General features: G+C 46.8%; 18 protein-coding genes. 6 read left to right on the top strand and 12 right to left on the bottom strand.

Features of this window, described 5'->3' with window-relative positions:
• The first annotated feature begins 5 nt into the window (after nt 1-5).
• Nucleotides 6-2,792: a DUF5689 domain-containing protein gene (locus tag MHB43_RS05610; RefSeq protein WP_405132393.1), complete on the top strand. Its 2,787-nt coding sequence runs from the start codon at nt 6-8 to the stop codon at nt 2,790-2,792.
• A gap of 96 nt (nt 2,793-2,888) precedes the next feature.
• Here MHB43_RS05610 and MHB43_RS05605 read toward each other — a convergent pair whose 3' ends face one another.
• The 5 genes from MHB43_RS05605 to MHB43_RS05585 form a co-directional block, all read right to left on the bottom strand.
• Nucleotides 2,889-3,149, bottom strand: coding sequence for a hypothetical protein (locus MHB43_RS05605; RefSeq protein WP_405131521.1), 261 nt, complete (start codon nt 3,147-3,149; stop codon nt 2,889-2,891).
• 265 nt (nt 3,150-3,414) lie between these two features.
• Nucleotides 3,415-4,221, bottom strand: coding sequence for a phosphonate ABC transporter, permease protein PhnE (gene phnE, locus MHB43_RS05600; protein ID WP_237176767.1), 807 nt, complete (start codon nt 4,219-4,221; stop codon nt 3,415-3,417).
• The gene (gene phnE / locus MHB43_RS05595; RefSeq protein WP_036672541.1) at nt 4,218-5,069 is read right to left on the bottom strand and encodes a phosphonate ABC transporter, permease protein PhnE; all 852 of its coding nucleotides are present in this window, start codon (nt 5,067-5,069) and stop codon (nt 4,218-4,220) included. The genes phnE (MHB43_RS05600) and phnE (MHB43_RS05595) overlap by 4 nt, the downstream gene beginning before the upstream one ends.
• Complete coding sequence (gene phnC, locus MHB43_RS05590; protein WP_062837418.1) at nt 5,066-5,863, bottom strand: phosphonate ABC transporter ATP-binding protein; 798 nt, start codon at nt 5,861-5,863, stop codon at nt 5,066-5,068. Before phnC ends, phnE (MHB43_RS05595) begins: the two co-directional genes overlap by 4 nt.
• Before the next feature lie 177 nt (nt 5,864-6,040).
• Nucleotides 6,041-7,039, bottom strand: coding sequence for a phosphate/phosphite/phosphonate ABC transporter substrate-binding protein (locus MHB43_RS05585; RefSeq protein WP_405131520.1), 999 nt, complete (start codon nt 7,037-7,039; stop codon nt 6,041-6,043).
• Nucleotides 7,040-7,297: 258 nt separating this feature from the next.
• Between MHB43_RS05585 and MHB43_RS05580 the strand changes: the two genes are divergently transcribed.
• Nucleotides 7,298-8,905, top strand: coding sequence for a bifunctional metallophosphatase/5'-nucleotidase (locus MHB43_RS05580; RefSeq protein WP_405131519.1), 1,608 nt, complete (start codon nt 7,298-7,300; stop codon nt 8,903-8,905).
• An 87-nt stretch (nt 8,906-8,992) separates the two neighbouring features.
• Here MHB43_RS05580 and MHB43_RS05575 read toward each other — a convergent pair whose 3' ends face one another.
• From MHB43_RS05575 to MHB43_RS05560, 4 genes are all read right to left on the bottom strand, one after another.
• Nucleotides 8,993-9,328, bottom strand: a complete 336-nt coding sequence (locus MHB43_RS05575; RefSeq protein ID WP_405131518.1) for a hypothetical protein — start codon at nt 9,326-9,328, stop codon at nt 8,993-8,995.
• Between the two features lie 274 nt (nt 9,329-9,602).
• Nucleotides 9,603-11,441 (bottom strand): ABC transporter ATP-binding protein, encoded by a 1,839-nt coding sequence (locus tag MHB43_RS05570; RefSeq protein ID WP_253505950.1) that lies wholly within the window; start codon nt 11,439-11,441, stop codon nt 9,603-9,605.
• On the bottom strand, nt 11,422-13,230 hold the full coding sequence (locus MHB43_RS05565; protein ID WP_405131517.1) for an ABC transporter ATP-binding protein: 1,809 nt from the start codon (nt 13,228-13,230) through the stop codon (nt 11,422-11,424). The genes MHB43_RS05570 and MHB43_RS05565 overlap by 20 nt, the downstream gene beginning before the upstream one ends.
• A gap of 244 nt (nt 13,231-13,474) precedes the next feature.
• Nucleotides 13,475-14,533 carry a CotH kinase family protein gene (locus tag MHB43_RS05560; RefSeq protein ID WP_405131516.1) on the bottom strand — a complete coding sequence of 353 codons (1,059 nt, stop codon included), beginning with the start codon at nt 14,531-14,533 and terminating at the stop codon, nt 13,475-13,477.
• Between the two features lie 343 nt (nt 14,534-14,876).
• Here MHB43_RS05560 and MHB43_RS05555 point away from each other — a divergent pair, with 343 nt between their 5' ends.
• The 4 genes from MHB43_RS05555 to MHB43_RS05540 are packed head-to-tail and all read left to right on the top strand — an operon-like array spanning nt 14,877 to nt 17,828.
• Complete coding sequence (locus MHB43_RS05555; protein ID WP_405131515.1) at nt 14,877-15,614, top strand: hypothetical protein; 738 nt, start codon at nt 14,877-14,879, stop codon at nt 15,612-15,614.
• Between the two features lie 53 nt (nt 15,615-15,667).
• Nucleotides 15,668-15,805: a hypothetical protein gene (locus MHB43_RS05550; protein ID WP_155985018.1), complete on the top strand. Its 138-nt coding sequence runs from the start codon at nt 15,668-15,670 to the stop codon at nt 15,803-15,805.
• Nucleotides 15,806-17,152 (top strand): arsenic transporter, encoded by a 1,347-nt coding sequence (locus tag MHB43_RS05545; RefSeq protein WP_405131514.1) that lies wholly within the window; start codon nt 15,806-15,808, stop codon nt 17,150-17,152.
• A gap of 13 nt (nt 17,153-17,165) precedes the next feature.
• Entirely contained in the window at nt 17,166-17,828 is a 663-nt protein-coding gene (locus MHB43_RS05540; RefSeq protein ID WP_405131513.1) for a DUF2642 domain-containing protein, read from the top strand.
• Between the two features lie 62 nt (nt 17,829-17,890).
• Here the strand turns inward: MHB43_RS05540 and MHB43_RS05535 are convergent, their stop codons facing one another.
• The 3 genes from MHB43_RS05535 to MHB43_RS05525 all read right to left on the bottom strand — a co-directional run bounded on the left by MHB43_RS05535 (nt 17,891) and on the right by MHB43_RS05525 (nt 20,466).
• A complete protein-coding gene (locus MHB43_RS05535; RefSeq protein WP_405131512.1) occupies nt 17,891-18,457 on the bottom strand; it encodes a hypothetical protein in 567 nt (188 codons plus the stop codon).
• Nucleotides 18,458-18,595: 138 nt separating this feature from the next.
• Nucleotides 18,596-19,699 (bottom strand): toxic anion resistance protein, encoded by a 1,104-nt coding sequence (locus MHB43_RS05530; protein WP_405131511.1) that lies wholly within the window; start codon nt 19,697-19,699, stop codon nt 18,596-18,598.
• Nucleotides 19,700-19,710: 11 nt separating this feature from the next.
• On the bottom strand, nt 19,711-20,466 hold the full coding sequence (locus MHB43_RS05525; protein WP_221818924.1) for a hypothetical protein: 756 nt from the start codon (nt 20,464-20,466) through the stop codon (nt 19,711-19,713).
• Nucleotides 20,467-20,514: the final 48 nt, after the last annotated feature.

Genomic DNA, 20,514 nt, shown 5'->3' with positions numbered 1-20,514 from the left:
CAGGTATGCGAGGAGTATTTTTAAAATCACTCCTGGCATTGTCCATGGCTTTGCCACTTCAGATCGGATTATGGAACGGAGATGCATCGGTTCATGCGGAAGGACCGACAGACCCGGCACCGTTCATCCAGGCAAAGATTGTGAACCAAAATGCAGGTAAGAAAGTACTATTCGACAACTCTCACGGCCAAACGGCTGGAGCTGCAGACTGGGTGATTGATGGAGGTTTCTCCGACTTCGGGAATGCACTCGCGAATGATGGTTACGATGTCAAAGAACTTCGCAAGACAACTCCATTTACCTATGATGATCTGAAAGAGTATAACGTATTCGTTATTGCAGAGCCTCAAATTCCTTTCAAAACATCCGAACAAGCAGCACTTAAACAATATGTTGAAACAGGCGGCAGCATCTTCTTTGTTGGAGATCACTATAATGCCGACCGTAACAAAAACCGCTGGGATGGCTCTGAGGTCATCAACGGCTATCGTCGGGGAGCATTCGAAGATCCAGCCAAAGGTATGAGCACTGATGAGCGTAATTCTGAAGTGATGCAAAATGTAACCGGCTCGGACTGGTTGTCCGATAACTTTGGCGTACGATTCCGCTATAACGCACTTGGCGATATCAACGCCAATATCGTCGTACCGGCAGATCAAGCCTTCGGCATCACAGAAGGGGTATCGGCTGTAGCCATGCACGCCGGTTCAACCCTTGCAATCACCGATCCGGAAAAAGCAAAAGGAATTGTGTACCTGCCAAAAACCAATGCAAAATGGAATAACGCGGTGGACCAAGGTGTCTACAACGGTGGCGGGATTGAAGAAGGTCCATACGTGGCTGTATCCAAGCTGGGCGCAGGTAAAGCTGCCTTCATCGGTGACTCCTCTCCAGTAGAAGATGCATCACCAAAATACTTGCGTGAAGAGACAGGCACACGCAAAACAACTTATGACGGTTTCAAAGAAGCCGATGATGCCGTGTTGCTCGTGAACACCGTGAACTGGCTTGCTACACAAGAGAACTACACAAGCCTGACTGAAGTGAACGGACTTGAACTGGACACAGCTACAGCGTTGTTGCCATTCGAAGAGCCGGCTGCTTCCACAGAACCACAGGCTGAACCTTGGTCCGCACCTGCTGCCGGATACAAGTGGTACGATCGTTCCACGTTCAAAGCTGGTTCTTACGGTGGCCCTGCATCCAGCGCAAATGCTGCTTACAGCTTCGTGAAACAGGATACCCTTCCGAATGCAGAAGACTTCCAGATTCGTGTCGTTGTGGAGAACATGGCTCCTAACACAACCGTATCCGGTTATAGTGCCGGTATCTATCTGACTGGCGGAACACAGGTCGCCATGATCCAGAATGAAAGTGGCACTTGGCCGACTACGTACGGCTACAGCTCCACATTCAGTGTAACTTCAGACAGCAAAGGTCGTGCGATCAAAGACCTGAACGTACGCATCAAACCAGGTACAACTGGCGCTGCCAGCTTGCGTCTGCGTCTGAATGGTAGCAACCTGATCACCAATGCCGTGACCGTTGGCAATGTGCCAGCAGAACAGCTTCCGGAAGAAGAAGGACCGATTCCAGCAGGTATCACCGTTGCTGAAGCACGCACCAAAGCTGCTGGCACTACCGTAACGATCGAAGGTGTTGTGACGACAGAGCCGGGTGCATTTGGTGGACAAGCCTTCTATCTTCAAGATGAAACTGCTGGAATATACGTGTTCCAGCATACTAGCGGCTTCCATGCTGGTGACAAGGTGAAAGTAACGGCAGCAACAACCATCTATAACAGCGAGTTTGAGCTTACCGATATCGTTGCGATTGAGAAAACAGGTACAGCCTCCGTACCTGCTCCAATCAAAGTTACAGCAATTACAGATGCGAACCAGGGTCAACTGGTTCAATTGAAGGATGTAACAATCGAGAATATCATCAGTGCTACACCAGTTGGATCATTTGAATTCGACGCGGTAGCAGCAGACGGAACAAGCACGCATATCCGTGTAGACACCCGTACAGGTGTGACAGATACTTCCTTCCCTTATGTTGCAGGGGACAAGATCAGTATCACAGGCATTTCCGCTATTTTCAAAGATGTATATCAATTGAAACCAAGAAGTTTGAATGATTTTGTACCTGCTGAAGATCAAGGTGGAGGCGAAGTGCCTTCCACTCCAGCTGCGGGGGCACCGGGTAAACCAGTGCTTTCTTCTGATAATGGATATACCACTGGCCTGTTCGAAGGTTCGTATAACGTAAACATGAACCTCTGGTGGGGCGAAAATGGTTCCGAGTACAAACTGTATGAGAACGGCGTTCTAATCGATACACAGAAGTTGACTGCGGCTTCACCATCGGCTCAGTCCTCCAAAACGGCTATTACAGGTAAAGCCAACGGTACGTATACCTACGTAGCCGAGCTGACCAATGACAAAGGCACAACACGCAGTGACGTGCTGACAGTACAAGTAACCAATGCTGCTCCAGGCAAAGCTACGTTGTCCCAAAACAACTGGGATGGTGATGGCAACTACAACGTATCCATGAACCTCTGGTGGGGTACGAACGCAACTGAATACCGTCTCTATGAGAATGATGTATTGATTGATACACAAGCGTTGAACGCAGCAACACCAGCTTCTCAAAGCGCTACAACGGACTTATCGGGTCGCGCTAACGGCACGTACACGTACCGTGCTGAACTGATCAACGCCGCAGGCGTAACAAGCACGGAGACGATTACGGTACAAGTAACCACAGCATTGCCTTTGGCTAGCTAAGTCTCAGTAAAGAAGCCTAACGTTTAACCAAACAACTAAAAAACCGAAACCAACATTGCCTGATTCACAGGGCAACCTGGTTTCGGTTTTTTTCATTCATTTCAAACGTTCAGGCTCATATCCATTTCTAACAAATAGAATGCTGTTCCATACAGCAGAATAAGCGGCCACGGCGATAACACTAATGACAAAGATCAAGTTCATCTGTGTAAACGTATAACTGCTTCCTGTGAAAATAATCAGGATTACACTGAGTCCAATATTTTCTCTGTTATGTTTTTTAAACTTCTGAAAGATCATTCTGTACAGTAATAGGAGTACCATAAACCCAATCCATATATTTTGAAATAATTCCATAGGTCACCTTCCTTATCCCTGAATTCCCTTTATATAGAAATCTATTAATTTTACATGTATTTGGAAAATAATTCAATCATTTTATACATATTCTTGGAACCCTCTTATTCCTCAACGGTTAGGTGAGCAACAAAAAACGTTGTTTATTTGCAGACACAAAAAAAGACTATCCCTGCCAATATTCCGGCACCGAATAGCCCTCTCTTCTTCCTCTATCATCAAATCTTAATTATCAACTAGTATATTCGTAACGTCACATTAACCCTTACACCAGCTTCTTACGAATATACCCCGAGATCAAGTCGATAATCGTGATCATCACTATTATACCAAGCAGAATTATACCTACTCGCGGCCAGTTCCGTGTGCTAAGTGCAAAGATCAGTGGTGTACCAATCCCCCCTGCTCCGATTACCCCCAGTATGGTCGCGGAACGTACATTGATCTCAAAACGATACAACGTATAGTTCAGGAATCCAGGCATAACCTGCGGCAGGATGGCAAACCACAACTGCTGCATACGATTGGCTCCGGAAGCAAGCAGCGCCTCAGATGGACCATAGTCGATATTTTCAACTTCATCCGCGTACAATTTTCCTAACATACCGATGGAGTGTAACCCAAGGGCGAGAACCCCTGCGAACGATCCGGGACCTACTGCCTTAATGAACAACAAGGCCATGATAATCTCAGGGAACGTGCGGATAAAGCTGAGTACCATTTTACCTGCACCCGAGATGGAACGATGCCCACTCATGTTACGGGCAGACCAGAATGCAAACGGGATACAGAGCACGGCCGAGATTACAGTACCTAGTACGGAAATTGCCAACGTGTCTAGCAGTCCGCGCAGCAAGTCTTCTCCTTCAGGCAAATATACAAACGCCCAGTCCGGTGAGAAAATTCCGGCTACAATGGCTTTCATAATCTGAGCGGCAGTTTCCTTAAACCCAGTAAACGGTACACCGGCAAGAGCCCAGACATACAAGAGGATTAACAGTAATACAATGACCCAGCGTAGCGGGTTTTTCCGTGGTTTTGGCCGGATGCGGCTTGTTTCATTTTTCATCATAGCAATTTCTCCCGCAGCTTAGTACTTACATAATCAATGACCAGAACAATGACGAGGGTAAACAGAATGATTACGCTGGTCTTGTCATACTCCAGGAACCCAAGTGTGGCCTCATAGTAGAGTCCAATTCCTCCGGCTCCCACCAGCCCCAGAATGGCAGCGGCACGTATATTAATTTCGAAGGCATACAGCACATAGGATGTGAACTGGGCAGCCAGTTGCGGCACCACGCCATATACAATGAGCTGAATCCGGTTCATACCAACAGCCGTCATCGCTTCCAGCGGCCCCTGATCAATGGTTTCCAGCGTCTCATACGTCAGCTTCGCGATCAGACCTATCGAGAACACAGCCAGTGCCAAGATTCCGGGGATTGGCCCCAAACCAAACACAGCAACGAACAAAGCAGCAAGCAACAGATCCGGCACGGTCCGAATCAGGTTCAGCAGAAAGCGCGCCGGATAGTAGATCCAGCGACTTGGCATCAGGTTACCGGCACAGATAATCGAGACCGGAATCGCAATAATTGCACCAATGGTTGTCCCAATCAGGGCCATTCGAATCGTTTCCAGCATGCCTTGCACGATATTATCAAAGTAACTCCACCGGGGCGGAAACATCTCCTTCAGCAGATCCAACATGTTGGGGAAACCTTCAAACAACTCCGTAAAACTGGCATCCGTCTGTTTGGCACTAGCCCACAAAAGGAGCAGAATGATCACTAAGGTGAGCAAATGTTTCGTACGCCCAGGCGGTTTCGGGCGATTCACAACTTGAGCCGGGCTGGAACCAGGTTCCTTCCCCACTCCGCCTGAATTCTGAAGTGGAACGTTGGACTGCCCCTTCATACCACAACTTCTCCCTGCTCATGCACAGCCTGCTTGTCCAGCAATTCGTCGGCCAGAATCGGTCTGCCGTAAATCTCTGCAAAGCGCTCATCCGTTGCCTCTTCCACCGGGCCGTCGAAGACCACCTCACCTGCTCGTAATCCGACAATACGGGTCGCATACTCTCTCGCCAGATCAATAAAGTGAAGGTTGACGATGGTCGTAATCCCAAGGTCCTGATTAATACGTTTCAGGTCATCCATAACCTGCTTCGTTGTAAGCGGGTCGAGTGAAGCAACCGGTTCGTCGGCCAGAATGATTTTTGCTTCCTGTGCCAGTACACGGGCAATAGCCACACGCTGTTGTTGTCCACCAGACAACTGATCTGCACGGGAATAAGCTTTCTCCGAGATATTCACACGATCCAGCGCAGTGAATGCCAGTTCAATATCCTCTTTTGGAAAACGACCCAGAATGGTACGCATGGTGGAATGATATCCAACCCGTCCAGCGAGTACGTTACGAAGTACACTGGACCGTTTCACCAGATTGAAACTCTGGAAGATCATGCCGATGTCACGTCTGATCATGCGTAACCGTTTGCCTTGTGCCTTCGTGATGGAGCTTCCGTTAATCAGAATCTCTCCCTCACTAATGTCGTGCAGTCGGTTAATGGAGCGTAAGAGCGTTGATTTACCCGCACCGGACAGGCCCACAACAGCAATGAATTCACCCTGCTCAAATTTCAGATTAATATTATCCAGGCCCTTGGTGCCGTTAGCGTAAGTTTTGGTAACGTTATGAAGCTCAATCATGACAATATCCTTCTTTCATTCATAATGATCAACCATACATGAGTCCTTGCTATAATGGCACAAGCCAGCGCAGCGTAGATCACGCTGAACTGGCCTGTCCATTGCTACGATTAAGCTGTTCCCATCCAAGAAAGCTACTACAAAGTGAACAGATCCCGAACTACTTTTGGATCAGAATTATTCACCTTTCACTTTTTCGCCATACTGACGAACGATCTCAAACTTGCTATCATCGGACTCTACATAACCTTCATGCGTATAGATTTCTTTGATGATCTGGTGACCTTCAGTATCTTTACCGATATCGATGAAGGCTTGTTTGATCTTCGCAGTCCAATCTGCATTCATGTCTGTACGAACGGCAATGGTATCGTTAGGAATAGGCTCAGTAAACGCCAGTACACGTGTATCTTCAAATACAGTCGGATAGTCTTTAGCTACCGTGTTGCGGGCATCTTGGAAGATAGCTGCTGCATCAACGTCACCGTTCAATACAGCGATAACTCCTTGGTCATGACCTTTCAACGTTACAGGTGTTACATCTTTTAATGGATCAATGCCTCTGTCCAACAACAGACCTGCTGGCCATACATAACCTGCGGAAGACGTTACGTTTTGGTAAGCAACTTTTTTACCTTTAAGGTCCTCGATGGATTGAATCGGCGAATCTTTTTTCACAATGAACATGGATTTATATGAATCTGCCAGTTGCTCTGTAGGAGCTCCAGTCTCATCATTTACACCGAAACGTTGTGCTTGCAAAATAACCTGCGCAGCGCCTTTTTCTTTAGCCAGTACATAAGCTGTCGGAGGCAAGAAACCTACGTCTACTTTGTTGGAAGCCATTGCTTCAATAATTGTGTTGTAGTCGGTGGATACGCTGACTTTTACCGGAATGCCCAGTTTGTCACCAAGCAGCTTCTCCAGCGGTTTCGCTTTGGCTTCAAGCGTATCTGCATTCTGGGAAGGAACAAATTGAACCGTCAATTCAGTTGGCACATAACCTTCGACAGGTTTCTCTGTCTCTGCCGTAGACGTACCGGATGCATTCGAACTCGCATTATCCCCGTTAGCCGAACCTGTTGTACTACTACTAGACCCACAAGCACTCAGAAACAGAACCAAAATCAACAATGGTAAAAATAAAGCAGACTTCTTCAAACGAACACCCTCCAAAGAGTTTCTATTTTTCAGTACTTATCTACTATAATTGCCAAACATTTGCGCGATGTGAAACGAAATTTGGAGTTTTGTAAAGTTTCCTGTCAGGCTGTCAGCGCGACTTGTATCTGTTAGAATAGGCTCATTATGGTTGAAGTTATAGGGAGAACATCGGAGATCACAGCGTATATTTCGATTCTTCATGTTAATCTGTCTTCTCCGTTTTATAGTAATTCCATATATCTGAACTTATATATTAGAGGAGATTGTAAAATGACATCCATAACCATCCATACGGCAAGCTTCGATATTCTGTATACCAGCGATCTGCACGGGGCGATCCGTCCCATTCATTACAATACCAATGCCTACCGCCCGGCTGGGCTTGCCTTGCTGGCTTCCCTGATTCGTAAGGAACGCGAACGTTCACCTGAACTGATGCTCGTGGATAATGGGGATCTGCTGCAAGGATCACCCTTGGCCTCTTATGCAGCTTCACAGGTTTCCACAAACGAAGTTCATCCATTCATAACAGTACTGAATGAACTCGGTTATGATGCTGCGGTGATGGGAAATCACGAGTTTAACTATGGTCAGCATCTGTTGCGCGGGGCGGTTGAAGCTTCCAATTTCCCTTGGCTGTCTGCCAATATTGTAAAAGATGAGCAACCAGATGTACCTGCCTTCGGTCCTCCGTATCTAATCAAAACCTTGTCTACGGGTGTCAAAGTAGCCCTCTTGGGCGCAACTACGCACTACATACCGAACTGGGAGCACCCGAAAAATATTGAGGGGTTACAGTTCCTTGATGCCTTGGAAACTATTCGTGCATGGGTTAGCTATATCCATGAGCATGAACAACCAGATGTCATGGTTGTCAGTTATCACGGCGGATTTGAGAGTGATCTGGAGACAGGCGAGCCCACCGAACGGTTAACTGGGGAAAATCAAGGCTATGCCATCTGCCGAGACATCGAAGGCATCGATGTGTTGCTTACCGGACATCAGCATCGTCAGCTTACCGCTAATATTCATGGTGTAACCGTCATTCAGCCGGGCTTCAGTGGAAATGGTGCGGGGCATGTATCCATTCAGTTGGAACAATCATCAGGTGGGAAATGGCAGATTACAGATAAGCAGGCTCGGTTGTTACTTCTGGATGAACATCATGAGGTTGAACCTGATGCAACCGTCATGAAACTGACGGAAGAGCTGGAAACTGAGGCACAATCATGGCTTGATCAACCCATTGGCGAGGTGGCTGGGGATTTATCCATCACCAATGCTACGGCTCTGCGACTCAAGGCACATCCATTCATTGCTTTTGTACATCAAGTGCAGATGGAAGCGACTGGAGCGCAGCTCTCCAATACCGCCATGCTGAGTGAAGAAGCTCGCGGTTTCGGGAGTCACATCACCGTTCGGGACGTGTTATCCAACTTCATCTATCCTAATACTCTGACGGTGCTGGAGTTGAGTGGTCAGGATATCCGGGAGGCACTGGAACAAACGGCTCGTTACTTTGAAGTGAATGCTTCTGGTGAAGTCGCCGTGAATCCTGCCTATATGGAGCCCAAACCTCAGCATTATAATTACGATATGTGGGCTGGCATAGAGTACGAGCTGGATATCTCCCAACCTGTGGGCAGTCGAGTTGTGAAGTTGGAACGTGAAGGAAAACCAATTGATATGGATGGCACATACTCTGTGGTAATGAACAGCTACCGCGCCGCTGGCGGCGGGGATTATGCAATGTATCCGGGCAAAAAGGTACTGCACGAAGGTGCCACGGACATGGCCGCACTGGTGGAGGATTATATTCGCAGACACCAACCGTTAACGGTTGAACAGCCGAATAACTGGAAAGTTATTGGAAGTTAAATGAGAAAGAGCAGATCCTGAGATCAGGATCTGCTCTTTTGTTTTCAACCTATAACTTACTTATTTGAATTATCCTATCCTGTCCGGTTATCCGATATATTGAAGAATTAGCTGATATAAGGCTATGGAAAATCCTAAGATACTCGCTTTCATTTTAGATGGATGATTTCTTTCGCTGCGAATCAAATAAAAGAAAACCACAATAAATCCTGCGGGGATCCATAGCTCAAAGATACCTTTTGTTGTACTTTGAGAATAAATTGGAGTAATGAACGTACTGATCAAAAAGTAAAAGAAAACCGTAAAACGTCTTGTTTCTAACTGCTTGCTCCACCTTACTAGAATGAAAATAATAATGATTGCGATAATCGTAATGTGTAAAGGGGGAAGAAGAAGAGCAGCATTCCCAAATTTGAATTCCATTCCGCATTGCCCTCCTCTCTTTTAATGCATCACATGACTGACTACAGGCATACGTGTAAAAATTCATGCTCATGCTTCAAAACCGCTGGCAACTTTCCAAAAACGGACTCATTCCAATATATTCTTATTTTAACATACAATCACAGTTCCATTTCCCAAGTTTATTCAATAAAATATGCAAAAAGAGCAGAAGTGAGGAGCATCGTGCCCTCATCCCTGCTCTTTTTACATACCTACAAGTTCTCTAATACATGTCACATATTATCCAAAATGACTACTGCGCCTTTTTACGCAGCTGACTGTAATACAGCTCGCTGTAGAAACCGCCTTGTTCCAGCAATGCATCATGCGAGCCTTGCTCCAGTAGTTGCCCATCCTTCAGCACTAGAATCCGGTCGGCCTGACGGATCGTGTTCAGCCTGTGGGCAATGACAAAGCTGGTACGGCCTTGCATCAGGCGTTGCAGCCCTTCCTGGATTTTAATCTCCGTAACAGTATCAATACTGCTCGTCGCTTCGTCCAATACAAGGATGGACGGATCGGCCAGAATTGCCCGGGCAATGGCGAGCAGCTGCTTCTGTCCCTGACTTATACCGCTTCCGTCGGCCTGAAGCACTTTGTCGTACCCGTCCTTCATCCGCACGATGAAGGAGTGAGCATTTGCCAGCCGGGAGGCTGCTTCCACCTCTTCATCCGTCGCGTCCAGACGGCCAAATCGAATATTTTCCCGAATCGTACCCTGAAACAAAAATGAATCCTGTAATACAAACGCCATATGTGACCGCAGATTCTCACGCCGAATGGTGGTCATATCGCGTCCATCTACCGTTAATGTGCCACCTGTCGGATCATAGAAACGGGATAACAGCTGAATTAAAGTTGTTTTCCCCGCTCCGGTCGGACCCACAAGGGCAATCATCTCACCCGGTTTGGCTTCAAAGCTGATGTCATGCAAAATGTTACGCCCTTCATCGTATCCAAAGGATACTTTGTCGAAACGAACGGCTCCCTCTACCTTGTCCAGAGATACCGCTGCCCCTTCATCCTTTGCTTCCTCATCTTCGTCCAGCACTTCGAATACACGCTCAGCCCCCGCAATCGCGGACAATAACGTATTCCACTGGTTCGCCAGATCATTCAGCGGACGGGTGAACTGACGGGCATATTCCACAAAGATAATAATCACCCCGACCGTAACGGAACCCTGAATCGCCAGAATACCACCGATGCCCGCCACAATCGCAAAGCTCAGGTTGTTCAATCCATTCATCAGTTTCGGGATAAAACCAGAGATCGTCTGTGCCCAGAAACCGGAAATCCGGATGCGGGTATTTCGTTCCTCAAAACCGCGAATCACTCGCTCCTCTTGGGAGAATGCCTTAATGATCCGCTGCCCGGATAAAGTCTCTTCGATATAACCGTTAAGTTCACCCAGATTACGTTGCCGCTCCTTGAAGAGCGGCCCCGTTCTGCGCGTTATCCAACGCATGCCGATGGCCATCAGAGGCACAACGATAAAGGTAAGCAGGGTCAGCAGCGGGCTGAGCCAGAGCATAACCCCAAACGTTCCGAGCAGCGTTAAAACACTCGAGAAAATCTGGATCGCCGAGCTGTTCAACGTACCGCTGACATTCTCGATATCATTGGTCACCCGGCTCATAATCTCCCCCTGCTGGCGTTTACCGAAGAATGGAATCGGCAGCTTGTGCAGATGGGAGAACAGATCATACCGCATGCGGAACACAGTTTCCTGTGCAATTTCGATCATCCATATATTTTGTAACCAGGACGTAAGAGAGAACAAAACGTACACTGCGGTTAATCCAATCAGAAACCGAGTCCAGCTTGCGCCGGCTTCGCCCGCGATGAAATCATCTACGGCCACCCCCACCATGTAGGGGCCAAGCAAAGCGAGTGCGGAACTGGCAAACACCATCAACAGTACCATGGACAGCTTAACCTTGCGACGTGCCAGATAGGCCCAGATACGACCTAGCGTACCTGACCAATTCTTCGCCCGTGCCTTGGGTTTGCGACCACCACCTGATCGTAACGTCTCCGGATCAATCGGTGGTGGCGGCTGACGGAAAGGCTCAATGAATGCTTTGAACATGCTGTGCACCCTCCCCGTATTGTGATTCATGGATTCGACGATACAGCTCTGACGATTCCATCAGGTCTTCATGTTTTCCTTGCCCAATGAGTTGTCCATCATCAAGCAGCAGAATCAGGTCCGCCGAAGTGGTCGAACTGATCTTCTGGGTGATGATAAACGTGGTACACGACAACTCTTCCAGCGCATCCAGCAGTCTGCCTTCTGTAGCCACATCCAGTGCACTTGTGCTATCGTCCAGAATCAGAATCCTTGGTCTACGTACCAGTGCTCGTGCAATGGAAAGTCGCTGCTTCTGTCCACCGGAGAGATTCACTCCCCGTTGACCCAGCAATGTATCATAACCGTTTGGTAAATTCTCAATCGTTTCATGGATCTGCGCGCGCTTTGCGGCTTCCACGATCTCATCCAAGGTAGCATCTTCCTGACCCCAGGCAATATTTTCCCGTATGGAACCGGTAAACAGGACAACCTCCTGAGGCACATAACCAATCGCACCACGCAACATGGACAGATCCAGCTCTGATGCATCGGCACCATCAATCCGTACCTTCCCTTGATCCTCTGTGTATAATCGTGGAATGAGCTGTACGAGCGAAGATTTGCCTGAGCCAGTTGCTCCCATAATGGCAATGCGCTCCCCCGCTTTTGCCGTGAATGTGATGTTATCCAGTACTGTAATTTCACTATTCGGATAACTGAAGCCTACACTCCGGAATTCAACCGCTCCCTGTACAGCTCGCTGTTTCTTCGCCGGGTATACAGATTGCGGAAAATGCGAAGATTTCATAGATCCAGCAGATGGTGCAGACGTTGATAACGACTTCGTCTGTTCAGTCTCCGACGTGTCCTCCGTATTAAACACTTCATTCAGTCGTTGCGCCGAAGCGCTTGCTCTGGAGAAGGTTACCAGAATCCATGACAACGCAGACATGGCACCAATTGTACGAAGCAGGTAGTTAATGACAGCGACCACTTCACCCACGGTTGCATTACCGGAGGCAATATCGACTCGTCCAAACCAAAGCACGGCGATGATACAAACGTTCATCATTAGCAGCATGAACGGCATCGTGGTCTCCGTCAGGCGCAGCGCGGAAATTGTGCCTTTCATCAGCTTGCCGCTGAATCCGGCAAAGCGTTCGATCTCATGGCCCATCCGTACGAAGACACGGATCAGCCGAATGCCTGTCAGATTCTCCTGGATGACTCCATTGACGGCATCCAGTCTGCGCTGCACATTGCGGAACAGCAGCGCTGCCTTTTTGATCATCCACACCACAACAATGAGCAGCACAGGCACCATGACAACTAGCAGCAGACCCAACCTCGGGTTCACGATCACTGCCATAATCATGCTACCAATCACCACAAGGGGCACACGCGTCATGAAGCGCAGACTCATGAAGACGGTGTCCTGAACCTGGGTCACGTCCCCCGTTAATCGGGTAATCAGAGACGACGTCGCGAACCGGTTAAAGACGGCATAAGAGAACGTTTGCACTTTCTCATACAGCTTCTCCCGCAGATCGTATCCGAACCCCAGACTTGCATGGGATGCAAAGAACGAACTCGCAATTCCGGCAGCAAAAGCCACAACCGCACTACCAACCAGCACGCCACCCCATAACCAGACGACAGATAAGTCTCCCTGCTGAATCCCGTTATCGATGATCTTGGAGATCAGATAAGGCTGAGCCAGCTCCACCGCAAGCTCAATTAACATCATGACCAGGGCTGCAATCGCGGCAACTCGGTACTTCTTCAAGTAGTACAACAGCTTGATCATAAGCATTCCTCCGGCTCGGAGCACCCTAAACCGATAACACGTTCCAGCTCAGAGCCTCCATTAGACATGTTGTTTTCTCCACAGCGTCCAATATGTAATCATTTCTATGTACACATATGGTTATTATAGCGTATTTTACAATGCCGCTTCTATTCTTATTACCCTACTTTTCCCATTACAATAAACTTCTCTTCATTTTGGCAGTAAAAAAGGAAGGTCTCCCTTCCCCACGCTAGTTAAGTGCTTACAGCTGATGTAGTTTTTCACTTAGATACTCCCGACGTTTCACCACATATTCGCGAATTCTTTCCGGTTCACCTGCAAATACATCCATGGGCCATTTCATGTAAGGGTCCTTGTTGACATCTTCACGAATCTCATTGTGCAACCGATTCACCAAGGGCATAATTCGCTTCTCTGTAAAAGCATTCATCAGATGCTGGCGCAACAGCTTTTTATATTGCTCACGAAAATGTCGGAAGGCCAACATTTTACCCGTAAGTTTATTATACCCCTGGATACGAACAAGGCTGGCATCCACCTTCGCCCCGTAACAATTTCTTCCCCAGGTACCTTCATAATCCCATGGCAGGATACCGTATTTTTTGTTTTTTGTTTTTTCATACCACGTGTAATTCTGATCAAATCCATCAAAGTTGCCGGTAAGTACAGCCCCGCATAACCAGCGCAGATAGTTGTCCGTATCGATCCTCGACTGTAAAAAGCGAAACAGCTCCAGTCTGGACTTTGTGTTCAGTTGCTGAATAAACGTACGCAGCCTGGCCTTATCCACATCCTTGCCACGAATCAAACTGTATCCTGACAACAGGTTCGTACTCGTGCTTGTTGATGATGAGTTTGAGTTGATCGTAAACCCCGCATGATCATTGATCGCATAAAAGATACTTCGCACAGGAATTTTCCTTTGGCGAAAAAAGAAGGATTTCACCCCTTCGATCCGCAGGTATACCCCTAACATCTCCCCATTAAGGTAGAGCACACAGTGCCGAGTCGCTGGGGCCGGTACACGGATCGACTCGAAAAAATGAAAAGAAAGTGCATTGCGCAACAACGAAGGATCATCATACTCCGCATTAAAATGATACGTCCGGCTGGATGTACGAATCTCAAATGATTTTTTCACATAGCCACGTGTATGGCCTCCCCGGTATCGAAGCCGGATCGGAAACGGCTTGCCGTCCATCTGCATCGTGCTGTTCACAAATGTCTCTGACCATATATTGGACGTTAACTGTTGATATTCGGTTGGAGACAAGCTGATATGGTAGACAGGTAGAGCCATTTCCATCCGCCTTTCAAGTACCTGTAAGATTCGCCCGTAGGCTCTTACATCATCCTATGCAGATGCACAGAAAGTCGTACGGGCGAATGCACAGTCCTGATACTTATCACATTCAATTCACTTGTCATAATGCGGAATAACCGAGTTATTAATCTATAATTTTACATCATTTTCATAGATTATAGCCGAAATGGTATAAATATAGTTAACTGGCTAGTCCCTCCAAGAAGCATGTCACATATGCTTAAACTACAGACAGACACGAATGACGAATGGAAGGGATCATAGTTACATCCACCATTTTTGTCCATCTGAACTTATATCATGGAAGGGGTCAAACACAATGTCTATGAATGGTCAAGGAATAAGAGGTTTGTTGGGAAGAGAGATTAAGATTAACCGGGGAGGACCTGATTCAGTACAAGGTACACTTACGGATGTACGCTGGGACTACATGGCGATGAACTGCAAAGAAGGAATTGTCTACGTTAATGAATCACATGTCAAAAGCATAACAGATACAGGCCGTTCCGGTGGTAACCGAAATGCAGCCATGGGGAACCCTATTCCTTCCAACACGTTTTTGGGCGTTATGCAAGCACTCCGCTTCCGCCGTGTTCAGATTAACCGGGGAGGACCTGAAAAAGTGGAAGGCATCCTGGCCGATGCCAACCAGAACCAATTGATCATGACTTTGAAAAATCAGGAGATTGTTCGTATTCCGATGCAACATGTGAAATCTGTATCCCTCGTACGTGGTGGTGGGAACAACAACAACTACAATAGCAGTAATAATACAAGTCAAGGGAACCAAGCAGCCCAAGGTAATCAGACGGCTCAAGGCAACCAGTCGCGTGGCAATCGTTCTCAAGGAAACCAAGCAGCTCAAGGCAACCAAGCTCAGGGTAATAAGTCCGGCGGCAACAAGTCACGCAGCAGTCAAGGCAATCGTTCTCAGGGGCAACGAGTTCAAGGCAATCAATCCCAGGGCAATAAGTCAGGTGGCAACAAGTCGCGAGGCAATCAAGGCAACCAAGGCAGTCAATCCCGCGGCAACAAATCCGGCGGTAAAAAGAAGTAAATAAAATAAACTGACAACTTAAGTTATCTACCAGCTTAAAGGGGGGAATTATCATGTTGATCTTCGTCGCATTAGTCTTGATTGGTGTGCCTTTTTACTGGATCGTTACACCCGGAAGGCCCACTCCATCCCATGAACATCTGCTTCAGGCTTCGTCAGGACTTCTCCCCCTGGGGGGTGAATCACAGTAAATGCCTGACTACCAGTTGTGGTTAACCTTCGGGGTCTTTATCATCACTGTCATTTTCCTGATGTGGCGTCCTGGCGGATTGAATGAATCTATACCCACCTCGCTTGGCGCCCTTCTTCTTATTTTAACTGGAGTGAGCAGCTATGCTCACATTGTTGGAATCTTCGGGATCGTATCTGGTGCAGCCGTAACAATCCTCTCTACCATTGTCATGTCGATTATTTTAGATAGCATCGGTTTTTTTCGCTGGATCGCTTTGAATATGATTGAGAAAGCAAGAGGTTCCGGCTTTCGATTGTTCTGGCTAATTCTATTACTTTGTTTTCTCATGACCATCTTCTTCAACAATGATGGCAGTATTCTGATCACAACTCCGATAATTATTCGAATCTGTTCTATACTTCGTCTGAAAATGCATCAACAGTTACCCTACCTGATCTCCGGTGCTCTCATCGCTACGGCTTCCAGTGCGCCAATTGGACTTAGTAATCTGGCTAATCTGATTGCTTTGCAAATGGTTGGCTTAAATCTGAATACTTATACTCAGATGATGTTTGTGCCATCCATGCTTGCGATCATGGTGATGACTGTACTGCTGTTCTATTATTTTCGTAGAAGTATTCCCAAAGTTATTCATCATTTCCCTGTATCCCTGCAGTCTTCATCAGGTTCAGGATATCATCCGCTGCAGACAACTGAATCCGAGAATAAAGTAGACTGGTGGCTGTTCCGTGGCTGTATTGGTATCGTTGTATTTATCCGTGCAGGATATTTTCTAGCTGAGCAAGTCGGTATACGTATGGAGGTAGTTGCAATTACTGGTGTTATTCTCATGCTCGCTGTGCGTTGGTATCGCACCCGGACTGGACTCAAAGATGTGATAACACAGACGCCTTGGCACATTCTACTCTTTGCCTTCAGCATTTATGTCATTGTGGATAGTCTTCACCGCGCAGGCTTGACCGCGTCAATCATTCAGTGGATGAAACCTATAATAGAAGGGGGAAATGCCAGCATCATTGCTGTGTCGGGGTTAATGCTCACTCTGCTTTCCAATCTGTTCAACAATTTGCCCTCCGTCATGATTGGGACCTTTGCTGTTACAGATCTTCCACTAAGTGAATCTCAACTGCATCTTGCGTATCTTGCGAACATTCTGGGAAGTGATATCGGAGCCTTGCTGACGCCTATTGGCACCTTGGCAACGTTAATTTGGATGTATATATTAAAGACCCATCAAATTCGAATCTCCTGGAAACAATATATGAAAGTTACCTTTATTGTGATACCAATCAGTCTAATTGTTAGCCTAATTTCACTATATATTTGGACATCTATACTCTACTGAGAGGAGGAATACTGTGGATCTTGTTACGCATTGGCTGGGTAAATCCGTCGAATTGGAGCTGTCTGGCTGTAAACTACCGATCCAGGGTGAAATCGTTGATGTAGGTCAGGATCTTATTGTAGTCTACGGAAATCAGCGATTTGTGTATATTCCACTTCATCATGTTCAATCCATGCATGTCAACACAGCAGATGATTCAAATATAGTTTTTCCAACACCTGACCCCGAGATGGATCACACCAATATCTCTTACCGCAAAATGCTGATGAACGCCCGTGGACGTTTCAGTGAAATATCCATCGGAGGGAAAACATTGCATGGTTATATTACAAATATTATGAATGACTACTTTATGTTCTACTCTCCGTTATATCATTCTATCTATGTTTCCATTAATCATCTGAAATATATTATTCCTTCCCCTACTAACAGCACACCCTATTCTCTTAGTAAGCAACATTTCCCTATGCAACCTTCGTCCATGTCACTCTCCCGTACACTCGATCAGCAACTTCATAAAATGATAGGTGAACTTGTTGTACTCAACCTCGGTTGCAAGCCTTACCGAGCAGGGTTATTGAAGAATGCAGACAACCACTTGCTTGCGTTGGTAGAAGCAGATGGGACTTCTTTAATTATGCATACCGATCATATCCAAACCATTCATCTCCCTTGAATATCAGAAGAAGAAAAAGGTTCATCTGCCTATGGCTGATGAACCTTTTTCTTCTTTACATCCTACCATCTTCTACGTCCACGATCACCCCGATAGTCATCATTCAACTCGCCCAGACGATCATATGTCTCTTTATAAATCCGAATCACGGCCTGAACTTTGATAAAATCAGCATCTTCCGGTCCAAGCCCCTCCATAAACATTCTCTGAATAATCTGTTGGAAGAATTGCACTCTGGCCTCAATCTGTTCTTGCTCAAGCTGTATTATGTCTTCGAAACTGTGGTTCCCTATGTAATCCATCAACTCATCATCAGGACTGGAATAATCTGCGTTTCTTCGATCTGCAACCCATTCATCCGGCTCATTGGACTGGAGGTTAACACTGGTGCGCAGTTGAGATAAGATGATTTTCTCTTTGGCCAACATGACATGAAAATCTTTGTTACGGAGCAGCTCCGATACAATCAGACTGCACATTTCACGGTTTTGGATCAGTATGCCGTCAAAAGGATGCAGCGTCCACTCCCCTTTTGCATAATACAGGTTAAAGTTAAAGAACTCACTGCCATATTTGTATTGAATATTAATCTTGGTCTCATCAATAATCTCAAATGAAAAGTCCAGCATGTTCAGCAAGCTCCTTTGCACAACCCCAGATTTTACCCTCATTCTATCAAATAAATGAAACAAAGAGACGCACTCAGCGTCCCTCGTAGAAAATAAAACCATGTAGCAATCTCGATACGATATGCAGCGAGTCTTACCCTAATCCAGGAAAGAACCTAATGCACTGGAATCCGGTTTGTTTTTCTCCGGAATGGCAGCAACCTTCGGCCCTTCCAGACCCAGTCGATCGCTCATTTTGGCGTTAAGTGTTGTCATCTTGTTGGTATAGTCATTACAGCTCTCGATGATCCGGCGGTTGGACTGCTCGGACAGATCCAGCGCAGACATCAGATCACCCATCGCCTGATTGACTGCCTCAAGGGACATAGCCGGTTTGGACAACAGTTCATTCGTTTTCTCTGTTGTTGTCTTCAACAATCTGGCATTCTCCTTGAATTGATCTTCAATCGTCTTATTCGTAGCTTCCACAGCAGAAATGACCTTCTCCTGATCATTGAGTGCCATCGCAATCATGGCCGAAACGGTGATCAGATTCGCTGTTTTATCAATGGCGTTATTCACTGAATCAATCAGCTTGTCATTGTTATCATTAATGATGTCGGTAGCTGCGATCGCCTGATTGTACAGCATGATCATCTCTGTCATGGATTGGGTACGTGTTACCACTTTGCGCAACCCACGCTCCAGATGTGCTTTACGATTCTCGTTCTCAGGCTTGGCGATCTCGGTTTCAAACAATGCTTTCAATTGATTACCGAAGGAAATTTTGGTCTGCAGATTGTAGATCTCCTGAATGGAAGAACGTTTCAACTGACGCATATTCACGATGCTTTCTTCCAGGTTGTCCTTGCCGTCCCGCAACCCGTTAATGATGGCATCAATGTTCGTGCGAACGGATTGATAACGGTATACGTAGTTTTTCAGTGGGCTTTTACGTAACAACTTCCCGACAAAACTCACATTTTTACTCTGCTGCAGACTCTCACATTCATCACGGAGCTTCAGGATCATGTTGGATACCTCTGCCCGATTCCCAGACATCAGTTCATTGACTGGACGATCAAGCAACTTGAGAGTCTGTCCTGCTCTCTCTTGTGTTTTCACGCCCAACTTGCCGATATCATCCATTAAGGTATCCAGGTGAGCCGGATCACTTTGGGACACTTTCTGAATAAGCTGCGTTGCTTCCTGGTTAATCCGTTGCTCATCTTCCTGCTTCAACTGAGCCCATTCCGTTGCCATGCCAATCCCTCCTATAATTCAGAGCTGTTATACCGTTGATGTATTAGTTCCGCTTTGTTCTGGAGCTCCATTAAGTCTTTATGTTCAATCGTTGATACAATATCCGATATCTTGGAATCTACATCTCGAAGACCATTCAGCAGCATACGCCGATTGTTGCGTTTGGCTTCTCCACTTAAACGTAGAAATGGATTAATAAAACCGTTCAGGTCTTTCAAAATAAGTCTGCGCACCGTATGGTTAATATCCCCGTTGTTTAACTCCTGAAGGGAAGGAATCACACGCTGCAGACGGGCAAACAACGCCAGTGATTTCTCCACGATCTCATTATCCAGTTCGTTCTTCTGACCTTCGGAGATGATCATGTCTTCCAGAACTTCCAGGTACTCAATCACCGGATCAAATACAGGATCTGGTTCAGTCCGGGAAGGCTTCGCTTGTTGTTCTGAGCCCGCGTGTTGTGCGGGAGTGGAGCTCGAATGGGACTGTGCCGGAGAAGCTTCTCTTGCCCCTGTTGGCACTGCGCTCGGCGCTTGTCCTCCATTCAAACGGGATGGTTCATTTCCGATATCTGTAATGGGTACAGGGGCTGATGACGAACCCTCGACCTGTGTACGTGGCGCGGAACGTGAAGGAATCAGTCCCCCAACCACAGTTGCCAATGCCGGAATTGCCCACGTGATGACATCCGGTAGAAAGGGACTCGAGATCGCCGCGAGACCATAACCGACCAATGCGCCTATACCTATCTTCGTTTTCCGTAACATTACTTGTCCTCCTGCCTGTAACAACACATAAAGTGCATATTCAAAAAG

This window comes from Paenibacillus sp. FSL H8-0317 (genome assembly GCF_045040685.1).
In the GTDB taxonomy this organism is placed as follows: domain Bacteria; phylum Bacillota; class Bacilli; order Paenibacillales; family Paenibacillaceae; genus Paenibacillus.
The sequence above is the reverse complement of the archived record's forward strand: the minus strand, read 5'-3'. Positions and strand labels throughout refer to the sequence as shown.